This window comes from Streptomyces abyssalis, from assembly GCF_001751365.1.
GTDB classification, from domain to species: domain Bacteria; phylum Actinomycetota; class Actinomycetes; order Streptomycetales; family Streptomycetaceae; genus Streptomyces; species Streptomyces abyssalis.
Genome location: NZ_LJGT01000037.1, coordinates 914149 through 932090, shown reverse-complemented (window position 1 = coordinate 932090; position 17942 = coordinate 914149). Strand labels below are relative to the sequence as shown.

The following is a 17942-nucleotide window of genomic DNA, read 5'->3' as shown; positions in this document are numbered from 1 at the left end:
GCGAAAGGACCGGAGTATGGAGATCTGGATCAACCCCGCCTGTTCCAAGTGCAGTTCGGCGCTGTCGCTGCTGGACGAAGAGGGCGCCGAGTACACCGTGCGCCGCTATCTGGACGAGCCGCCGACCGTGGCGGAGCTGGAGGACGTCCTGTCGCGGCTGGAGCTGGATCCCTGGGACATCACCCGCACCGGTGAGCCGGCCGCCGCCGACCTGGGTCTTGCGTCGTGGCCGCGCGACGCGGACAGCCGCGGCCGGTGGCTCGACGCGCTGGCGGCCCACCCCTCCCTGATCCAGCGGCCGATCATCACCGCGGACGACGGGAGCGCCGTGGTGGGCCGCTCGCCGGAGTCGGTCAGGTCCGTTCTCAGCTGATCCCGTTACGGCTGATCGGTCGTCAACGGTACGCGTGGTCCCTCAACGGTGGACGCACCGTTTCCCGCTGTAGCTCGCCCGACCTGTAACTCGCTCAACTCGCTTCGCGGGCACGGCCGTTGCGCCGCAGGAGCGTGGGCAGTGCCGCCAGGGTGTCCCTGCGGCCCCATGCGATGAGAGCCAGCGGGACGGTCAACAGCAGCGGTGTGGCGGCGTATTCGCCGTCGAAGACGGTCATCTGCGTGATGAATGCCCCGATCATCAGGGCGATGAGGGAGATCGCGGAGAGACCCGACAGCCACGGCGTGACGAGCGCGATCCCGCCGGCCAGTTCCAGCAGGCCGATCAGGTACATGAACCACATGCCGAAGCCGATCTCCTCGAAGCCGTCCGTGGCCGACGAGTGGGCGATCAGCTTGGGGACCGCGCTGGCGATGACGAAGAACAGTCCGAGTATCACCTGCAGCGCAAGCAGGGCGAGGTGCCTGCCCCGTTCGCGGGGGACGGCGGGCCGACCCGGTGCACGGCCCGAGGACGGTGCCGCGGATCCGGAAGGCGTGCCGGCTGACTGGTTCATGGCGGTCTCCTCTCGGGTGCGCGTACGGGATGCACACACCGGAGCAGACCGGCCTGCCGCACCTTTCTCATCGCGGCGGAACGCGCGTGTTCACGCGGACCCTGCCGGGCGGCACAGGCGGACGTCGGCGAGGTCCGGGGGCAGGCCGCGGACGGACGGGCCGCCCCGTCCCGGCGGGGACGGTCCGTCCGTGGCAGCGGCCGGCTCAGCGCCGGTTGCCGCCGCCCGTGAGCCACGAGCCCAGCTTCTTCACCGTCGACCACCGTCCGATGACGATGAGGACGAGCGGTATGAGGATCATCGCCGGCGTCTCCACGCCCTTGCCGTCGTGGAGAGTCAGGTGCGTGATGCACGCGCCCGACATCACGAAGATCAGCCCGAACGCTGCGAGACCCGAGAACCACGGCGTGAGGAGACCGATCGCGCCGAGCAGCTCCAGCGCACCGGTCAGATACATCAGCCACAGGCCGAGGCCGATGTCCTGGAAGACCCCCTTGGCTCCTGAGTCGGCGGTCAGAGCGGGAATCGCTCCGACCGTGACCATGAAGTAGGCGACGTACAACTGCACGGCCCACAGGACGACTTCGAGGGCAATGCGGGCCGGCCCCTTGGGGCGCGAGGACCGGGAGGCCGAGGGGCCTGCGTGAGAGGTCGGCGGAACGCCGCTCGCGTGCGCCATGATGGACTCCTTCTGCGGACGGTGCACAAGCGGTACCCGGGGCGCGCCCGGCGGCTGACCTGCCACCACCGGAACACCCGCGGCGGACTCCCCCGCCACAGCGGAAGCGAGGGCGGCACCCCCGCGCGGGGAGCGCCGGGGCTTGTGAGATGCGTATCACGTGGCCGGTAAGCAGCGCAGACAGTTGTCCATCATGGTCAACATCCTGCGCCGCGACGGCCCTGCACGACGGACAGCCGCGAACGATGCTCACCTTCCGTGACGGCGCGGGGCGCCACCGTGATGCCGGGCCGGGCTCCCGGCATCACACCGAAGGGCCGGCCGGCCGCATGTCCGTGATCCGGTGTGCTCGGCCGGGCCGCTCAGTCCGCTGATGCCTGCTGCCCCGAGACGGCCAGCAGCCAGTCCCTCTCGGTACCGGCGCTCCACAGGCCACCCGGCGACGTGACGAGCCCGTGCAACAGCAACTGCCAGTGGGCGGCGAGACGTTGGCGGATGTCGACGCCGGAGTCCTCCGTGCGGCTGCTCTGCTCGGAGTGGGCTCCCGACGCGAGGCAGAAGGCGAGTTCGGCGACCGCTTCCGTGGTGGCCTCGCCCCGCAGCGTGCCCTCCTTCTCCGCTTCGCGGGCCACGTCGGTGAAGATCTGCTGCCAGCAGGCGAGCGGGTTGATCTCCGGGTCGGGCGGAGTGTCCAGCTCACGGGCGAGCTTGACCGCGGCCCTGGCGAGGTGGTCGCCCTCAAGCTGGTGCGCCACCAGGTGGGTCAGGTCGATCAGGGTCTGCAGCGCAGGCTGCTCCTTGGCGCGCAGCTGCTCGGCGGCCCGGCAGGACCGCGTACACGCCTCGCGCCGCACGGTGTCGGCCAGTTCCTCCTTGCTCCCGAAGTGGAAGGAGAGAGCGCCTTTGCTCATCGCTGCGCCGCGGCTGACTTCGAAGAGCGTGGTGCGCTGGTAGCCGAGGCGGTCGAACGATTTCGCCGCCGCCATCGTCAGTGCCTGCCGGGTGAGTTCCGCGCGCTCTTGCCTCATTCGGCTGTCGTCCCTTCATGCGATCCGGTCCGCGGGGAGACGGACCGTCAGGAGCGGCAGCCGCCGGGGAAGATGAAGCTGCCGCCCCCACAAACATACAAAGTGTTCTGTTTTTTGGGGCCGGAAGGGACCGGACGGGATGACGGAGCCGGTCGGCGGGAAGCGTCGCCGTCGTGACCCCGGGGTCCGCGGGGCCCGGGGACCGGGACGCCGGAGGCGGGTTCCGTCCGGGGCGTCAGGGACGTGCAGTCCGCGCGAGATGTGCGCGGTACCAGGGAGCGGCGTCGGCGAGCGCGTCCAACGGGCCCTGTCCCGGGGCTGATTCGCACGCTTCCCACAGGGCGGTGTCGTAGTGGTGGTCGAAAGCGAGCAGGTTCAGCTGACGCTCGCTGATGCGTCCGGGGTGCTCGTCCAGGAGCGCGAGGCATTCCGGCCACGTCAACTCGCCGCGCACGGGCGGCATCAGGCCCAGCATGGCGAGCGTGTCCAGCAGGTCCCGATTGCGCACGGGCACGGGATGCACGGCGTGGTGGACGCCGCGGACGGCGGCGCGGACACGGTCGGTGCCGGAGGGCGGCAATCCCGCCCGTACGACGAGACGCGCCAGGTCGTCCACGTCGATCAGGGAGAGCTTCGCGTGCCCTCCCCGCCAGTATCCCGGTACTCGGCGGGCCAGTTCGACCAGTGCCGGCACCAGCCAGCGGTCTCCCGCTCCGGTGATCAGACCGGCCCGCAGCACCAGGGCGTCCTGGCGCAGTGCGTGCTCTTCTGCCGCGAGGCGGCTGCGGCTCGTGGCCGAAGCGGGGGCGGGCACCACGTCTTCGACCGCCGCGCCATGGTGGGGGCCGCGTCCGTACACGGCGGTGGTGGAGAGCTGCACGACGCGCTCCACACCGGCGCGGCGGGCCTCGTCCATCAGCGCGGCGGTCCCCACGTCGTTGATCTGCGTGCAGAGTCGGTCGTCGGGGCCGACATACGAGGCCGCGTGGAGGAGGACCCGGGCACCGGAGCAGGTTCCGGCGAGGGTGGCGGGCCGGGCGAGGTCGGCGTGGACCTGTTCCATCCCGCCGGGCAGCTCCAGCTCACGGCGCGTGAGCGCCCGCACCTCCACGTCTCCCTGTTCGTGCGGCGTGAGTTCATGCGGGACGAGCCGGCGCAGTACCGCGGAACCGATGAAGCCGCTCGCACCCGTCAGCGCCACCCGCACGGTCATCCGGCCGCCAGCAGCGGGGTGTCAGGGTTGACCACCATGTCCGCCGCGACCTGCGGAGGGGCGATCCCGAGCAGCATGTACTGCCACAGGTCCGCGATGCGGTCGGGCAAGTCGGCCCGCCTGCAGGAGAGTTTGGAGAAATGCTGCACCCCGGTGTAGCAGCCGACCAGCAGCACCGCGAGCCGCTCCACCTCGACTCCGTTGCGCAGCTGACCGCGCTCGGCCGCGGCGACGAGCTGACCGCGGAAGACCTCCGCCCACTCCCGGTACGGGGCGTCGTCGTGGAAGCCGATCTCCTCCTGCTCCACGGCCAGCCGTACCCCGGCACGCAGAAGCTTGTTGGTCTGCAGCTCGTGTGCGAGGAGGAGGGTCGTGTCGATCAGGCGCTGGAGGCCGTCCGGTCCGGGCGGCAGGACGACGGAAGCGCGCTGGGCGAGCATGACGGTGCGGGCCAGATCCAGCTTCGAGGTGAAGTGGAAGTACAGGGCTCCCTGGGTGGTACCGGCCCTGTGCATGATCTCGGAGATCCTCGCAGCCTTGTAGCCGCCCTCGTCGAAGACCTCGGCAGCCGCTTCGAGAATCAACTGCCGCGTCTCAACAGCTCGTTGCTGCATCGGCTTCGCTCTTGCCGCCGCCATCCGACGCCCCCAGAAGGTTCTATCGTTTTCAGGCACACAGGTCACTGTCACATTCTTCGGACACAGTCCAGCGGAGGACCGCAATGGCTTTCATCCCCGCCGTTCCCCACCTGCCGGAGAGCACAGCGTACTCGTGGCCGGTGCCGCGGGAGTTCGTACACAAGACGGCGCACACCGAAGTGCTGCTGACCGGCTGGCGGCGGTGCGGTGAGCGGGAGTTCGAGGTGGGTGCGCAGTGGCCGCGGGATCACGGCTTCTGGCGTACCGACGGCGCCGGCTTGCAGGATCCGCTGCTGCTGGTCGAGACGACGCGTCAGGCGCTGCCGCTGATCGCGCACGCCGCATACGGTGTGCCGCGGGGGCATCAGCTGATCTGGGACCACCACCACTGCGCTTTCGCCGCGCCGTTCTTACCGGTGAGCGACAGCCCGGCCGAAGTGGTGCTGCACCTGTCCGCCTCGCAGGCGCCGGTTCCCGGTGCACGGCTGCGGCGGATATCCCTGGCGATGACCGTCAGCTGTGCCGGGCGCACTCTGGGCAGCGCGTCCACCGTCTACAGCGCGCACAGCCCCCAGGTCTACGGCCGGCTGCGCGGGCCCGGCACTCCCGCGCCCCCTGAGGCCATGGCCGCCGCGATCGTCCCTCCGCCGCCGCTGGCTCCGGTGCTCGTGGGGCGCGAGCGCGACAACGAAGTGGTGCTCGCCGCGGACGCGGACGGCAACCGGGGACGAATCCCCGACGGGGGCGGGGACGGGGACGGCAACAGGGGCGCGGGCCGCCGTCAGTTGCGGATCCTCACCACCAGTCCCTGGCTGTTCGACCACCCCGTCGACCACGTACCCGGAATGCTGCTGATGGAGGCCGCCCGGCAGTGCGCGCATCTCGCCGCGGCGCCGCACAGGCCGCGGCTGACGCGTATGGAGGCCGAGTTCCACCGCTACGTCGACCTGGACGCGCCCAGCTTCGCCGAGGTCTCGCCCGGCCCCGGGGAGGACAAAGACCCGGGAGACGGCCGTCCGGACGGTGAGCGGAGGCTGACGGTGAGCGTCACGCAGCACGGTGAGGAGGCGTTCACCGCTGTCGTCGGCTTCGTGACGGAGGCCGGGGACGGTGCCTCGGGGGCCGCTGCGAGCCCTCGGCCGCTCGGGTAGTGTTGCCGCTCTCAGGACATACGCGTCGCCGGGGAGGTGGGACCGATCACCACTGTGGAACGGGGTGCTTCCCTCCCCGCCGCGGGCGTCTTTCCCCGCTGAGGCGGGCCCGGCCTTCACTTCGTGCGGGGGCCGGCAGCCGGGAGCATCCTCCGGAATCCCGAGAGGCTCCCGCATGTCGCTCATTCCTCCGCTTCCTTCGTCGCCGGGTTCGTCCGCGCGTTCGTCACCGCTTCCGTCGTGCTCCCGCTCCGCCCTCGTCTCCCGCCTCCGTGAGGCCGGCTGTGTCTTCGCCGAGGACGAGGCCGAGTTGATGCTCTCCACCGCCATTACGCCCGGAGAGCTCGAGGACATGGCGGAACGCAGGGCGGCGGGCACGCCCCTCGAACACGTCCTGGGCTGGGCGGAGTTCTGCGGGATGCGGACGGCGGTGGGGCCAGGGGTGTTCGTGCCGCGCCGCCGTTCGGAGTTCCTCGTACGGCAGGCCGCGGCGCTCACGCGTGCCGGCGCGGTCGTGGTCGACCTGTGCTGTGGATCGGGCGCGCTGGGTGCCGCGCTGGCCGCCGTGGTGGCCAGTCGTACGCAGCAGGAAGAGGAGCGGGGACGGGAGCGGGGACGGCAGTGGGGGCGGGAACCGGCTCACGAGCCGTGCAGCCGGGGCGAGTTGGAGTTGCACGCGGCCGACATCGACCCCGCTGCGGTGCGCTGCGCACGCGGCAACGTCGCCGCAGCCGGCGGCCGTGTCCACGAGGGCGACCTGTACGACGCCCTTCCGTCCAGGCTGCGCGGACGCATCGAGGTGCTGCTGGCCAACGTGCCCTACGTGCCGACGGATTCGGTGAGTCTGCTGCCGCCGGAGGCACGCGTCCACGAACCGATGGGGGCGCTGGACGGCGGAACGGACGGTCTGGACGTTCTGCGACGGGTGTCGGCGGTCGCACCCCGGTGGCTGGCCCCCGGCGGGCATCTGCTGGTGGAGACGAGCGAGGCGCAGGCCGGTGCGGCTGCCGCGGCGTTCGAGGGTGACGGGCTGACTGCGCGGGTCGCCAGGTGTGACGAGCTGGGTGCGACGGTGGTCATCGGCACGGGACCGGCCGCCTACGGGTGAACGCGGACGAACGGGCTCAACGGGCCCTCACCGGCCGCCGGTTGAGCCCGACGGGGCGCTGCCGTCACCGGCGTCCTCGGGACCAGACGGTCCCGGCGCGGCTGCCGGTGCGTGAGCGGCCGCCGGTGCCGCCTTCGCTGCCGGCTGCGAGGGCGGTGCGCTCTCCTGAGCCCGGACCCGCCGGCGCTGGCCCGCCCAGGTGACCACGAAGGCGAGAGCGAGCGCCACGAGCACACCGAGGTTCGCCGACGCCCAGGGGCCGGTGGTGCCGCCGAGCCCCAGCGGCCCGAGCAGCCAGCCCTGCCAGGAGAGCCACCCGGCACCGGAGTTGGTGACCAGACCCCATCCTGCCGCCGTGGCCACCGCGAGAACGGCGACGGGCAGCCACCGTACGTCGCCGTAGCGCCCGTTGCGGGAGAACAGGTCACCGTCGTCGTACGGGCGGGAACGCAGCGCCAGGTCGGCGAGCATGACGCCGCACCACGCAGCGACGGGGACGCCGAGAGTGGTGAGGAACGCGGTGAAGGAGCCCAGGAAGTCCTCCGAGAAGAAGACGAGCCAGACGGTCCCCGCGATCATCAGGACGCCGTCCACGGCGGCTGCGGCGTAACGCGGCACGCGCACACCGACAGCGAGCAGCGCCAGCCCGGAGGAGTAGATGTCCAGCACGGCGCCGCCGACCAGCCCCAGCACGGCGACGAGTGCGAACGGCACAAGGAACCAGGCGGGCAGCACGCCGGTGAGCGCACCGATGGGGTCGGCCGCCACTGCCTCGCTCAGATCCTGCGAGGAGCCCGCGAGGAGCAGTCCGAAGACGAGGAGAACCACCGGGGCCGCCGACGCACCGAGCGCCGTCCAGCCCGCGACGGCCCTGCCCGGGGTACGCCGGGGCAGGTAACGGGCGTAGTCCGCCGCGGCGTTGACCCAGCCCAGCCCGAAGCCCGTCATCAGGAAGACGAGTGCACCGATGACGTCCTGGGCGGATCCGGCGGGCAGCGCCCGGACCGCTTCCCAGCGGATCTCGTCGGCGGCAAGGGCGATGTAGACCACGGTCAGCGCGGCGGTCACCACGGTGATGGCCGTCTGCATCCGCATGATCAGGTCGAAGCCGATGACGCCGGCCAGCACGGTGAGCACGGAGACGGCGGCCAGCGCGGCGATCTTCGTGCCGGTCCCTCCGCCCCAGCCGATCCTGTCGAAGACGGTCGCCGTCGCGAGCGTCGCCAGGACCACCAGCACCGTCTCCCAGCCGACGGTCAGCATCCAGGAGACCGCGGACGGCAGCCTGTTGCCCCGCACTCCGAACGCGGCGCGGCTGAGCACCATCGTCGGAGCCGAACCGCGCTTCCCCGCCACCGCGACGAAGCCGCAGAGCAGGAACGAGAAGACGATGCCCGCGACGCCGGCTGCCAGGGCCTGCCAGAAGCCGATGCCGAACCCCAGCGCGAACGAGCCGTAACTCAGGCCCAGCACCGAGACGTTGGAGGCGAACCACGGCCAGAACAGCTGCGCCGGGCGGCCCTTGCGTTCGGCGTCGCCGATGACGTCGAGGCCGTTGGCCTCCACGGCGATCTTCCGCGCGGGCTTCTCCCGCACCGCTCCGTGCGACGAGCCCGCCTCCGTACCAGGCACAGCGCCCCCGTTCCGCCGATCCGACGGATGGAGCCTGCTGCCAGGCTTCCGGCCGCGTCAAGTACGCACCGGCGCCGCGCCGTTGAGGCACCACCAGCGTCGTGCCGCACCCCGGCGCGTCACGTCGCGGATGCGAAGGCTCCCCCGGTGAGGAGGGGGACCACGGCGGAAGTGCCGGACTCGGCAGCGATGCCGGCGTCCTCACCGAAGCCCCACGGCGGCTGCGTTGCGCAGCGACGCGGCGACCACCATGCCGCCTCCGTGATCGGGGGCCGTGGCGCTGACAGCGGGCCCGTTCGGCGACGGAAGGACCAGCCGGGGAACGAACGGGCCCCACTCGAAGCGCGCCCCGTAGCCGTCCTGCGCGAAGCAACCGCGTTCTCCCATGACCGGGGATACTGCCGAACGGCGTTGCCGCTGCCCAGCGGATTACGTTCCGCAGCCGGCCGGCTGCCGCGCGAAGGGCCGTGGCACATGAACGGGGCGGTCTCGTGAGGAAATGCGGGGAGAACGTGCCCGTCGGTCACCCACCTGCCCGAATGCGGTGCCGGAGGTGATACTTGTGTGCGCCGGACGGGGTGCGCATGCACCGAAGTGATCCGTGTACGGACCGGAGCGGTACGGGTGTTGCACCCGCCACGACGGAACGTACGGTCTGAACAAGGGCTTTCATGGGGACGGCGACGATACAGGTCCGGGTCCTGGCCGTCGCGGGCCGGCGCGTGTGGGTGGCGGTGAGCGGCACTTTGTGCGCCGCCACCCTCAGAGTGCTGCACTACAGCCTGTGCGCCCGCGTCACGGACGAGAGGACGCACTTCTACCTCGACCTCAACTCGGTCCACTGGGACAAGAATCTGCCCGCCGCCGAGCTTCCCCGGCTGCTGCCCGCCGGCGGACGGCTCCGCTTCCACATCGTCGGTGCGCACGACGGTTTCCGCACGCCGCTGGGCGCGGACGAGCGATGCCGGTTCCACTCGGACGTCGCCTCCGCATGGGCGGCGTGGTCACGGCAGCCTTGAACGCCCGCCGCCGTCCTGGCAGTTGGGCAGTCGAGCCGTAGAGCAGTCGAAACGCTGCCGTCGGAGCGACCGCGTCACCCTGCACGTGCGGGACGGGCGCACGGAGGCACTCGGCTCAGGCGGCGTCCAGGACCGCGCTGACGGTCTTGCCGCCCCCGCGTGCCGCCGTGACGTCCAGACGGCGCGCGAGTCCGCTGACCATCGCGATGCCCCGGCCGCTCTCGCATTCGCGTCCCGCCCGGCGCAGGCGGGGCAAGCGGAGGCCGTCGTCGCGTACTTCGACGGTGACGGTGCCCTCGCCGCTGCTCAGCCGCAGCCGGCAACGGCCCCTGCCGTGCAGGGTGGCGTTGGTGACGAGTTCGGAGACGACCAGCCGTGCCTCCTCCACACCTCGCGCCGCCTCGGGCGGAGTCCTGGTGCCGGTGAGGAATCCGGTGGTCAACTGGCGGGCCCAGCGGGCGGATGCGGCCCGCCGCGGCAGCGTGTACTCGACGCGTGCGGTGCGCCGGGGCCGGCGCGAACTCGCGCGCATGACGTTCACTTCCCCTCGGTGCCGACGTGCCGCCCGGGAGGGCGGAAGGCCGGCCACGCGAATCGAGACCTGCGGGTTTTCCTTCCCGGCGGGCGGCGTGGGCATTCACCGCGGGACCGCCCCGAAGGCATCCGGACACCGGAAATCCACCCTTCCGTCACGTTCCTGTCGAATGCGGCCCGGGCGGGGCGACGACCCGGCACCGGAGTCGTCAGCCGTCCGGACGGTCCGAACCGTCCCGTGCGTCCCGCCTTGCCGGCCCGCCGACCCCACCGTCGGACGCGCCGAACGCGCCGCCGGATCCGCCCGGCCTCCCGGATGACCTGTACGGCCCCGTAGCGAGTTCGTCGACGACGAGGTGCTCGCGGTCCGTCCTTCCGGTGCGATAGGCGGCCCGGCCGACCATGTGCGCGGCCACGGGGACGGTCAGCAGCTGGAAGAGACCGACGAGGACCAGCGTCGTCAGGTCCGCAACGTTGCGCAGCCTCAGCCCGGCTCCGACGAGGACGAGCAGCAGGCCCAGTACCTGCGGCTTGGTGGCGGCGTGCATCCGCGTCAGCACGTCCGGCAGCCGCACCAGCCCGATACCCGCGAGCAGGCACAGCACCGCGCCCGCGAGCATGCAGACCAGGGCCACCACATCCGCGGTCGCCGTCCAGTTCATCCGCCGCTCCCTTTCTCCCGCCCACGGCCGTGGAGCCTCGGGCCCCTGCCGCGGCCGCTGCCCGGAGCGGCGGTGCGCCCTCCGTCTCCGCCCTCGCCGTCGTCCGCGCCCCCGCCGTCGTCGCCCACGTCCGCGTCCTCGCTGCCCGCCTCGTCCCGCAGCGCGAGGAAGCGAGCGATGCTCACCGAGCCCGTGAAACCCAGGAAGGACAGGACCAGCAGCGCCGGCAGGTAGTACGGGATCCCGCGTGCCGCCGTGAGCACTCCGATCCCGGCCATCACCACGGCGACCAGGGCGTCGAGTGCGACGGCGCGGTCCAGGGTCGAGGGCCCGCGCACGAGCCGTACGGTGACCAGCACACCCGAGGCGAGCAGCACGGCGATCACGACGCTCAGGACGGTGTCCACGGCCCGCTCCTCCCCGTGGTACCTCCGGCGCCGCCGCCTCCACCGCCCGCGCCGCGTCCTCCGTCCTCGCCGCGTCCTCCGTCCTCGCCGCGTCCCGGACCCTCCCCCGGTCCGGGTCCCTGACCGGGTCCGGGGCCCGGTCCGGACGACGGGCCCCGCCCGTCCCATGCGTCGAGTGCGGCCAGGTCCGCGCGGGTACCGAAGGCCCGTACGATGCGGTCCTCCAGACGCAGCACCTCGTACCGCGCACGCTCCCGGGCCGTCTCGCTCCCCGCGCCCACCACATGGATGTAGAGCGTCCCCGAAGCCCGGTGCACGTCGAGCACGTTGCTGCCCGGGACGGCCGCGACGGCGACCGACGTCGCCGTCAGCATCAGGTCGCTGGGGCTTCGCATCCGTACCGCCAGCACAGCGCACAGCGGCTTGTGCGGCCCGAGGATGTACGTGTTGAGCCGCCAGCTGGACGCGGCCATGTCGAGGGCGAAGCGGACGACGAAGCGCACGATGCCGGCCGGCCGGAGCCGTACCTGCGTTTCGATCGGCGGCAGCGGAAAGACCACACAAACGACGACGCCGACGAGCACGCCCGTCACGACGTTGGCGATGCTCAGCGTGCCCCACAGCAGCACCCACAGGGCCGTCAGCCCGAGCACCATCGGCCACTGTGCTGCCCGTAGCCGCCCGCGGCCTGCTACGGGCACGTTCCCCGCCGCACGTCCGTGGGTGACTGCCGGTGCGTCTCCCGAGCCGGGTGGTCCGCTCATCGCCCCGTCACCGCCGTCACATAGGGCGTACGGGCGGTCAGTTCGCCCGCCACGCGAGCGGTCAGGGACGACAGCGGCCCGGCGAGCACGGTGAAGAGCAGGCCGAAGGCGACCAGCGCGGCGGTCGGTACGAGCATCGCGGCGGGTGGCTGTCCAGTGGTGATGGCGCGACCCCCGAAACTGGCCGTCCCGGCGCGCCCCTCGAGCACGTCCACGTCGACGGCCCCGCTGCCGCCCGGCGCCGCGCCGCCCTGGTCCCCGCCGGCCTCCTGCTCCGACGGTGAGTCCTCCTCGTCCGTCTCGACGGTGTCGAGCACCACCCCGACGACGTACAGCTGTGGTGGTGCCGCCCGCCAGAAGCCCAGATTCCACGCCTTGGCCAGGGCGTACAGCGTGAGCAGGCTCGTGGCGGCACCGGCGGCGATCAGCACGTACACCATCGCGCCGCCCTGCACGACGCCCGCGCGCATCAGCCCGAACTTGCCCAGGAATCCCGGCAGCGGCGGCACCCCTGCGAGGTTCATGGCCGGGACGAAGAAGACGAGGCCGAGGGCGGGCGACAGCTTCGCGATCCCGCCGAGCCGCCTCAGGTCGGTGGTGACGCCGCGGCGTTCGACGAGTCCGACGACGAGGAACAGCGTGGTCTGCACGGTGATGTGGTGCACGACGTAGAAGACGGCACCGGCGAACCCGGCGCGGGTGGCCAGGGCGATGCCGAAGACCATGAAACCGATGTGGCTGACGAGGGTGAAGGAGAGCAGCCTCTTCAAGTCGGTCTGTGCGACCGCCCCGAGGATGCCCACGAGCAGGGAGAACAGGGCCAGGACCATCAGGACGTCGCTGAGCCGGTCGCCGGGGAAGAGCAGGGTCTGGGTGCGGAGCATCGCGTAGATCCCGACCTTCGTCAGCAGCCCCGCGAACACGGCGGTGACGGGTGCGGGCGCTGTGGGATAGGAGTCGGGCAGCCAGGCTGCCAGGGGGAAGACGGCCGCCTTGGTGCAGAACACCGTCAGCAGCGAGATCTGTGCCAGAACGGCGACGCCGTCCGGCAGTTCGTCGAACCGGCCGGCGAGTTCCGCCATGGTCACGGTGCCCGTCGCCGCGTAGACGACGGCGACCGCCGCGAGGAAGAGCACGGAGGACAGCAGCGAGACGATCGCGTACGTCGCTCCCGCGCGGATGCGTGTGACCGTGCCGCCCAGTGTCAGCAGTACGTAGCTGGCGGTGAGCATGATCTCGAAACCGACGTAGAGGTTGAAGAGGTCGCCGGCGAGGAACGTGTCCGAGACCCCGGCCACCAGGACCAGGTAGGAGGGGTGGAAGACCGACATGGGTGTGCCCTCCTCCTGGTCTGCCATGCCCTGGCCGACGGAGTAGAGCAGCACGCACAGCGTCACCGCCGAGGAGATCACCAGCATCAGCGCGGAGAGCCTGTCGGCGACGAGGACGATTCCGACAGGCGGCTGCCAGCCTCCGGCGTACATGACCTGCGGGCCGTGGGTGTCGGCGTCCACGAGCAGCACGAGCGCGACGGCCAGGACGGTGGCCAGGACGACGGTGCTGATCACGCGCTGCGTGCGCTGCAGCCGCACGCCGATGCCGAGTTTCAGCCCGGCGGCGAAGAGCGGGAGGATCACCGGCAGGGCCACGAGTGCGGAGCCCGTGTCGGAACCCGGGGGAAGCGCGGCGATCACCGGAGGCCTCCGCGGGGGGCGGGACGCGCGGAGCGGCGGGCGGCGAGGGCGCGGCCGCAACCGGCTGCCGGGCCGGGCGCGTCGGGTGGTCCGGTGATGCCCGGCGGCCTGTGCGTGTTCAACGGTCCGCCCCGAGGATCGTCTCCCACATGTCGTCGCCGGCTGTCTCGTCCTCAGTGCGGGCACCGAGCGCATGGTGCGCCCGCGTCTCCGCCCGGGCGCGGCGCCGCGCCTCGTGAAAGTGGGTGTCCGAGCGCCGCGGGTGCCTCAACGTGCCCCCCTCGCCTGCCTGTCCGTCTTCCTCAGCGGCTCCGAGCAGCTCCCGGCGCCGGGCGCGCCGTTCACGCTCCATGGGGAGCCGCCGCGCGCCGCCCTCACGGTGCTCCTCACGATCCTCACCGTGCTCGGCGCGGTATGCGACGCGGAGGTCCTCCACGTCGTCCTGTACGTCGTCCGTCCCGGACAGCTGCCATGCGCGGTAGGCCATGGCGGAGAGGAACGCGGTCAGCGCGAGGGTGATGACGATGGCCGTCAGCACGAACGCCTGCGGCAGCGGGTCGGCGATGCGCCGGGGGCCGAAGACCCGGTAGAGCAGCGGGGCCCGGGCCGCGGCGCCGGAGGTGGACAGCAGCAGGAGGTTGACGCCGTTGCCGATCACGACCGTGCCCAGGACGATGCGGGTGAGCGGGCGGCTGAGGAGCAGCACGGTGCCCGCTGCGATGAGTGCGCCGCCGGTGGCCACGAGTGCGACCGTCTCGTTCATCTCCCGGCCTTCCCGCCCGCGCGCGTTCCGCGGTTCTCGTCCCGCAGAGTCCTCTCGACGCGCCGGTCGATCTCGGAGCCGAGGCTGCGCAGTACGTCGAGGACGACGCCCAGAACAAGCAGGTAGATGCCGGTGTCGAAGAGCACGGGGCTGGCGGCGTGGAACTTGCCGACGACCGGCAACTCCCCGTGGTAGATGCCTGATTGGAGCACGGAACCGCTCAGCACCAGCCCGGCGAGCCCGGTCGCCGTCATCGTCATCAGCCCGAGTCCGAGCAGGAAACCGGCGTCGACGGGCGCTGCCGCGTCCAGTTCGTACCGTCCGCCCGCCAGATAGCGCACCGCCAGCGCGAGCCCGGCGACGAGGCCCGCGCTGAACCCGCCGCCCGGCAGGTTCTCGGCGCAGAAGAGCAGGTAGAGGGAGAGCACCACGATGGGGTGGAAGAGGAGCCGGGCCAGCACCTCGAAGATCACTGAGCGCCGTTCGGGGTCGAGCGTGCCGCTGGCGCTCAGCCACATGCGCCGTGGGATCGCACCCGCGCCCCTGCGCGGCGCCCCCGCTCCACCTACACCACCTCCCCCGGGCCGGCCGGGCTCACCGTGCTCCCCGCGCTCCGCCCGTACGGGCCACACGTGACCGGCACGCTGCGCGCCGCCTCCACCGTCGTCCCGGCCGTGGCGCGCGTGCGCCGCCCTGCCGCCGGCTGGTGCCGCGGTCACGGGCGGCACGGGTTCTGCCGCGGCGGGCCATGCGGTGACGGGACTTCCGGTGCGGCGGCGGAGAAAGACGAGGCTGGTCACGCCGACGGCGGCGACGCCGAGAACGGCGGACTCGCCCAGGGTGTCCCAGGAGCGCAGGTCCACCAGCGTCGTGGAGACGACGTTCTTCAGGCCGTGGTCCGCTGTGGCCGTGGTGAGTCCGGGGCCGGACGGGCCGGCCTCCCGCGCCGCGCCCGCCACGTACGTCAGCACAGCGGCGAACCCTCCGGCGGCCAGTCCCGTGACGAGCCGTGTGACGCGCCGCAGCACGCTGGTGCGCCCCTCGTGGGGGAAGCGGGCGGGCAGCCGGCGCAGTACGAGCACGAACACCACCAGGGAGACCGTCTCCACGGCGAACTGGGTCAGCGCGAGATCCGGCGCACCGTGCAGCACGTACAGCACCGCCGTGCCGTAGCCGGTCACACCGGCCAGCACGACGGCCGTCATGCGCTGGCGCGCGGATACGCACAGCGCGGCCACCAGGCAGACGACGACCGCCACGCCCAGCTGCGGCACCGAGTCGAACCAGCGCACCTCCTCGACGTGCCGCCAGGGCGGGGCGAGGATCATGGCGATGCTCTGTGCGGTGATCAGGAAGGCGAGGACGGTCCCGAGGTAGACCGGCAGTGATCCGCGCTGCACGGTTCCGGTGACCTCGAGCGCGGTGCGTTCCAGCGCCGACAGCGAACGGGCGAAGACGCGCTTGCCGTCGGTCACCGCCAGCCGCTGCCCCAGACGCTCCAGCGGGTGCGGCGCAAGGAAGAGCGCCCCGCCCGCGGCCCAGGCCAGGGCCGACAGCAGGAGCGCCCAGTTGAGTCCGTGCCACAGCGCCAGCCGGTACGGCTCACCCGCGCCGTGAAAGGTGTCGGCGTACCTGCCGAGCAGCCCTCCGAGGCTGAAGACGCCCGGGCCCAGGGCGACTCCGGCGAGCGCGCACAGTCCGGGGGGCGCGGTCAGCAGCAGGCCCGTCCGGGCGCGCATCGCGGTGGGCGCACGTACGCCCTCCCCCGAGGGTTTCGCGGCGAACGCCCCCCACAGGAACCGCAGCGTGTACGCCGTCGTCAGCGCGGAACCCGCTGTCACCGCGGTCGTCACGGCGACCGGCACCGCGCCCGGCAGATCCGCACCGCCGGGATTCATCAAGGCGGTGAACGCGGCCTCCTTGGCGGCGTACCCGAGCAGCGGCGGCAACGCGGCCATCGACGCCCCCGCCGTCACTGCGACGGCGCACACCACGGGCATGGAGCGGCGCAGCCCCGAGAGCCGGTCCATCTGCCGGGTGCCGGTCGCGTGGTCGATGATGCCGACGACGAGGAAGAGCGGGGCCTTGAACAGGGCGTGCGCCAGCAGCATCGCGGCACCCGCGAGCGCGGTGTCGCGTGTGCCCGTGCCGGTCAGCAGGGTGAGGAAGCCGAGCTGGCTGACGGTCCCGTAGGCCAGGAGCCGCTTGAGGTCCCTCTCGCGCAGCGCACGCCAGCCGCCGAGCAGCATGGTCGCCGACCCGAGGGCGAGCACCGTCACCTGCCAGAGCGGGGCGTGCGCGTACGCGGGAGCCAGCCTCGCGACGAGATAGACACCGGCCTTCACCATGGCCGCGGCGTGCAGATACGCGGACACCGGGGTCGGCGCGGCCATGGCGCCCGGCAGCCAGAAACTGAAGGGCCACACCGCGGACTTCGACAGGGCCCCGGCGAGGATCAGTACGAGAGCGGCCGCCACGGTTCCGTCCGCGGGCGGCGGGTCGGCGAGGATGCCCGAGATGCGGTACGTGCCTGCCGCGTGGCCCAGCATCAGCAGGCCGACCAGCATGGCCAGGCCGCCCGCGACCGTCACGATGAGCGCCTGGAGCGCGGCAAGGCGGTTCGGCCGCCGCTCGGGTACGTGGCCGATGAGCAGGAAGGAGAAGACGGTGGTCAGCTCCCACATGACGTACAGGACGATCAGGTCGTCCGCGAGAACGAGCCCGAGCATCGCGCCGGCGAACGCGGTGAGCGTCCCGGCGAACTGTCCCAGCGAGAACGCCGCGCTGCTGAAGTAGCCCGCGCAGTAGACGAGCACCAGCGCACCGATGCCGCCGACGACGATCACCATCAGCAGGGCGAGCGCGTCGCAGCGCAGGTCCAGCTCCACGCCGAGGGCCGGCATCCAGGGCCACCGCTCGACGCGCACCTCCCCCGCCGCCACGTCCCCGTACTGCCGGACCGCCCACCCCAGTGCCGCCGCCGGGATCAGCGCCAGTACGAGGAACGCCCGCGTGCCCAGCCACCGCACCAGGAGCGGAGCACAGCACGCCCCGGCGAAGTGAAGAAGGATCAGCGACAGCACAGCGCAGATGATTCCATGACGAATCAGTCAATCTGGGGACAAAGCACAGCGCAGCTGTCCGCAACGCGTCCCGCGGCCGGAGCGGCGCGGCAAACGATCCTCAGCAGCACCGCACGACCGGGCTCTCGCGGCGTCCGGACACGTGCACGGACTCACGCGGGGTTTCACGCCGACGGGGCCGCACCGGCGCCCGCTGCGCCCCACCCGGCACCCGTCACACCCCGGAAGTCAACACGCGGTGCGCGTCGGGGAGTTGGCGCGAGGGGCGGGCCTCGACCCGGTCCCCGCCCCGCAAATCACCCGTCTGCCAGTTTCCCCGCTCAGGCACTTTCTGTGACTCTTGGAGCACTCAGGGTGAAAATCCCCTACATCAGGAGTCCCCCATGATCCTCAGTGTCTCCGGCGTCCTCCTGCTCGGCTTCATCATCTTCCTCTTCACCCGCAAGGACGGACTCAAGATCTCCCACGCGCTGGTGTGTGCGCTCTTCGGCTTCTATCTGGCGGGCACGGCGATCGCCCCGAGCATCAAGGAGGGCGGCGCCAGCCTCGCCGGACTGCTGAGCGGTCTGAAGTTCTAGCGCGAGCGCGCGCAGCGGGTGCGTGTTCCGCTCGCGCTG

General features: G+C 71.9%; 19 protein-coding genes. 5 read left to right on the top strand and 14 right to left on the bottom strand.

The window, feature by feature from the left end:
- Positions 1-16 precede the first annotated feature (16 nt).
- Positions 17-373 (top strand): arsenate reductase family protein, encoded by a 357-nt coding sequence (locus AN215_RS30830; RefSeq protein ID WP_171904149.1) that lies wholly within the window; start codon positions 17-19, stop codon positions 371-373.
- Positions 374-467: 94 nt separating this feature from the next.
- Here the strand turns inward: AN215_RS30830 and AN215_RS07170 are convergent, their stop codons facing one another.
- From AN215_RS07170 to AN215_RS07150, 5 genes are all read right to left on the bottom strand, one after another.
- Positions 468-950, bottom strand: coding sequence for a DoxX family protein (locus tag AN215_RS07170; protein WP_070009602.1), 483 nt, complete (start codon positions 948-950; stop codon positions 468-470).
- A gap of 205 nt (positions 951-1155) precedes the next feature.
- Positions 1156-1629 carry a DoxX family protein gene (locus AN215_RS07165; protein WP_079122766.1) on the bottom strand — a complete coding sequence of 158 codons (474 nt, stop codon included), beginning with the start codon at positions 1627-1629 and terminating at the stop codon, positions 1156-1158.
- A 362-nt stretch (positions 1630-1991) separates the two neighbouring features.
- Positions 1992-2657 (bottom strand): ScbR family autoregulator-binding transcription factor, encoded by a 666-nt coding sequence (locus AN215_RS07160; protein WP_070009603.1) that lies wholly within the window; start codon positions 2655-2657, stop codon positions 1992-1994.
- Between the two features lie 235 nt (positions 2658-2892).
- Positions 2893-3870: an NAD-dependent epimerase/dehydratase family protein gene (locus AN215_RS07155; protein ID WP_070009604.1), complete on the bottom strand. Its 978-nt coding sequence runs from the start codon at positions 3868-3870 to the stop codon at positions 2893-2895.
- Complete coding sequence (locus AN215_RS07150) at positions 3867-4484, bottom strand: ScbR family autoregulator-binding transcription factor (RefSeq protein WP_070009605.1); 618 nt, start codon at positions 4482-4484, stop codon at positions 3867-3869. Before AN215_RS07150 ends, AN215_RS07155 begins: the two co-directional genes overlap by 4 nt.
- 107 nt (positions 4485-4591) lie before the next feature.
- On the opposite strand from AN215_RS07150, the gene AN215_RS07145 reads away from it, so the two are divergent.
- Entirely contained in the window at positions 4592-5659 is a 1068-nt protein-coding gene (locus AN215_RS07145) for a ScbA/BarX family gamma-butyrolactone biosynthesis protein (RefSeq protein ID WP_070009606.1), read from the top strand.
- A gap of 175 nt (positions 5660-5834) precedes the next feature.
- Positions 5835-6767, top strand: a complete 933-nt coding sequence (locus tag AN215_RS07140) for a class I SAM-dependent methyltransferase (protein ID WP_070009607.1) — start codon at positions 5835-5837, stop codon at positions 6765-6767.
- A gap of 27 nt (positions 6768-6794) precedes the next feature.
- On the opposite strand, the gene AN215_RS07135 is transcribed toward AN215_RS07140, so the two are convergent.
- Positions 6795-8333, bottom strand: a complete 1539-nt coding sequence (locus AN215_RS07135) for a purine-cytosine permease family protein (protein ID WP_171904148.1) — start codon at positions 8331-8333, stop codon at positions 6795-6797.
- Between the two features lie 267 nt (positions 8334-8600).
- Positions 8601-8786 carry a hypothetical protein gene (locus tag AN215_RS07130; RefSeq protein ID WP_070009608.1) on the bottom strand — a complete coding sequence of 62 codons (186 nt, stop codon included), beginning with the start codon at positions 8784-8786 and terminating at the stop codon, positions 8601-8603.
- A 284-nt stretch (positions 8787-9070) separates the two neighbouring features.
- Here AN215_RS07130 and AN215_RS07125 point away from each other — a divergent pair, with 284 nt between their 5' ends.
- The gene (locus AN215_RS07125) at positions 9071-9418 is read left to right on the top strand and encodes a hypothetical protein (RefSeq protein ID WP_070009609.1); all 348 of its coding nucleotides are present in this window, start codon (positions 9071-9073) and stop codon (positions 9416-9418) included.
- A gap of 115 nt (positions 9419-9533) precedes the next feature.
- On the opposite strand, the gene AN215_RS07120 is transcribed toward AN215_RS07125, so the two are convergent.
- From AN215_RS07120 to AN215_RS07090, 7 genes are all read right to left on the bottom strand, one after another.
- Positions 9534-9950, bottom strand: a complete 417-nt coding sequence (locus tag AN215_RS07120) for an ATP-binding protein (protein WP_070009610.1) — start codon at positions 9948-9950, stop codon at positions 9534-9536.
- A gap of 211 nt (positions 9951-10161) precedes the next feature.
- Positions 10162-10614, bottom strand: coding sequence for a monovalent cation/H(+) antiporter subunit G (gene mnhG / locus AN215_RS07115; protein WP_079122765.1), 453 nt, complete (start codon positions 10612-10614; stop codon positions 10162-10164).
- A complete protein-coding gene (locus tag AN215_RS28465) occupies positions 10611-11021 on the bottom strand; it encodes an MrpF/PhaF family protein (protein ID WP_216093811.1) in 411 nt (136 codons plus the stop codon). The genes mnhG and AN215_RS28465 overlap by 4 nt, the downstream gene beginning before the upstream one ends.
- Positions 11006-11785 (bottom strand): Na+/H+ antiporter subunit E, encoded by a 780-nt coding sequence (locus AN215_RS07105; protein ID WP_216093808.1) that lies wholly within the window; start codon positions 11783-11785, stop codon positions 11006-11008. The genes AN215_RS28465 and AN215_RS07105 overlap by 16 nt, the downstream gene beginning before the upstream one ends.
- Complete coding sequence (locus AN215_RS07100) at positions 11782-13479, bottom strand: Na+/H+ antiporter subunit D (protein WP_245694285.1); 1698 nt, start codon at positions 13477-13479, stop codon at positions 11782-11784. The genes AN215_RS07105 and AN215_RS07100 overlap by 4 nt, the downstream gene beginning before the upstream one ends.
- Before the next feature lie 118 nt (positions 13480-13597).
- Positions 13598-14242: a Na(+)/H(+) antiporter subunit C gene (locus tag AN215_RS07095; protein WP_070009612.1), complete on the bottom strand. Its 645-nt coding sequence runs from the start codon at positions 14240-14242 to the stop codon at positions 13598-13600.
- Positions 14239-17325: a Na+/H+ antiporter subunit A gene (locus AN215_RS07090; RefSeq protein ID WP_070009613.1), complete on the bottom strand. Its 3087-nt coding sequence runs from the start codon at positions 17323-17325 to the stop codon at positions 14239-14241. The genes AN215_RS07095 and AN215_RS07090 overlap by 4 nt, the downstream gene beginning before the upstream one ends.
- Positions 17326-17708: 383 nt before the next feature.
- Between AN215_RS07090 and AN215_RS07085 the strand changes: the two genes are divergently transcribed.
- Positions 17709-17903 carry a hypothetical protein gene (locus AN215_RS07085; RefSeq protein WP_070009614.1) on the top strand — a complete coding sequence of 65 codons (195 nt, stop codon included), beginning with the start codon at positions 17709-17711 and terminating at the stop codon, positions 17901-17903.
- Positions 17904-17942: the final 39 nt, after the last annotated feature.

Excerpts from the sequence above, each read along its gene's own strand:
- AN215_RS07120 (WP_070009610.1), bottom strand. The coding sequence starts at position 9,950 with ATGCGCGCGAGTTCGCGCCGGCCCCGGCGCACCGCACGCGTCGAGTAC.
- AN215_RS07085 (WP_070009614.1), top strand. The coding sequence starts at position 17,709 with ATGATCCTCAGTGTCTCCGGCGTCCTCCTGCTCGGCTTCATCATCTTC.
- AN215_RS07170 (WP_070009602.1), bottom strand. The coding sequence starts at position 950 with ATGAACCAGTCAGCCGGCACGCCTTCCGGATCCGCGGCACCGTCCTCG.
- AN215_RS07140 (WP_070009607.1), top strand. The coding sequence starts at position 5,835 with ATGTCGCTCATTCCTCCGCTTCCTTCGTCGCCGGGTTCGTCCGCGCGT.
- AN215_RS07130 (WP_070009608.1), bottom strand. The coding sequence starts at position 8,786 with ATGGGAGAACGCGGTTGCTTCGCGCAGGACGGCTACGGGGCGCGCTTC.
- AN215_RS07095 (WP_070009612.1), bottom strand. The coding sequence starts at position 14,242 with ATGAACGAGACGGTCGCACTCGTGGCCACCGGCGGCGCACTCATCGCA.
- AN215_RS30830 (WP_171904149.1), top strand. The coding sequence starts at position 17 with ATGGAGATCTGGATCAACCCCGCCTGTTCCAAGTGCAGTTCGGCGCTG.
- mnhG (WP_079122765.1), bottom strand. The coding sequence starts at position 10,614 with ATGAACTGGACGGCGACCGCGGATGTGGTGGCCCTGGTCTGCATGCTC.
- AN215_RS07105 (WP_216093808.1), bottom strand. The coding sequence starts at position 11,785 with ATGAGCGGACCACCCGGCTCGGGAGACGCACCGGCAGTCACCCACGGA.
- AN215_RS07165 (WP_079122766.1), bottom strand. The coding sequence starts at position 1,629 with ATGGCGCACGCGAGCGGCGTTCCGCCGACCTCTCACGCAGGCCCCTCG.
- AN215_RS07160 (WP_070009603.1), bottom strand. The coding sequence starts at position 2,657 with ATGAGGCAAGAGCGCGCGGAACTCACCCGGCAGGCACTGACGATGGCG.
- AN215_RS07150 (WP_070009605.1), bottom strand. The coding sequence starts at position 4,484 with ATGCAGCAACGAGCTGTTGAGACGCGGCAGTTGATTCTCGAAGCGGCT.
- AN215_RS07125 (WP_070009609.1), top strand. The coding sequence starts at position 9,071 with ATGGGGACGGCGACGATACAGGTCCGGGTCCTGGCCGTCGCGGGCCGG.
- AN215_RS07155 (WP_070009604.1), bottom strand. The coding sequence starts at position 3,870 with ATGACCGTGCGGGTGGCGCTGACGGGTGCGAGCGGCTTCATCGGTTCC.
- AN215_RS07145 (WP_070009606.1), top strand. The coding sequence starts at position 4,592 with ATGGCTTTCATCCCCGCCGTTCCCCACCTGCCGGAGAGCACAGCGTAC.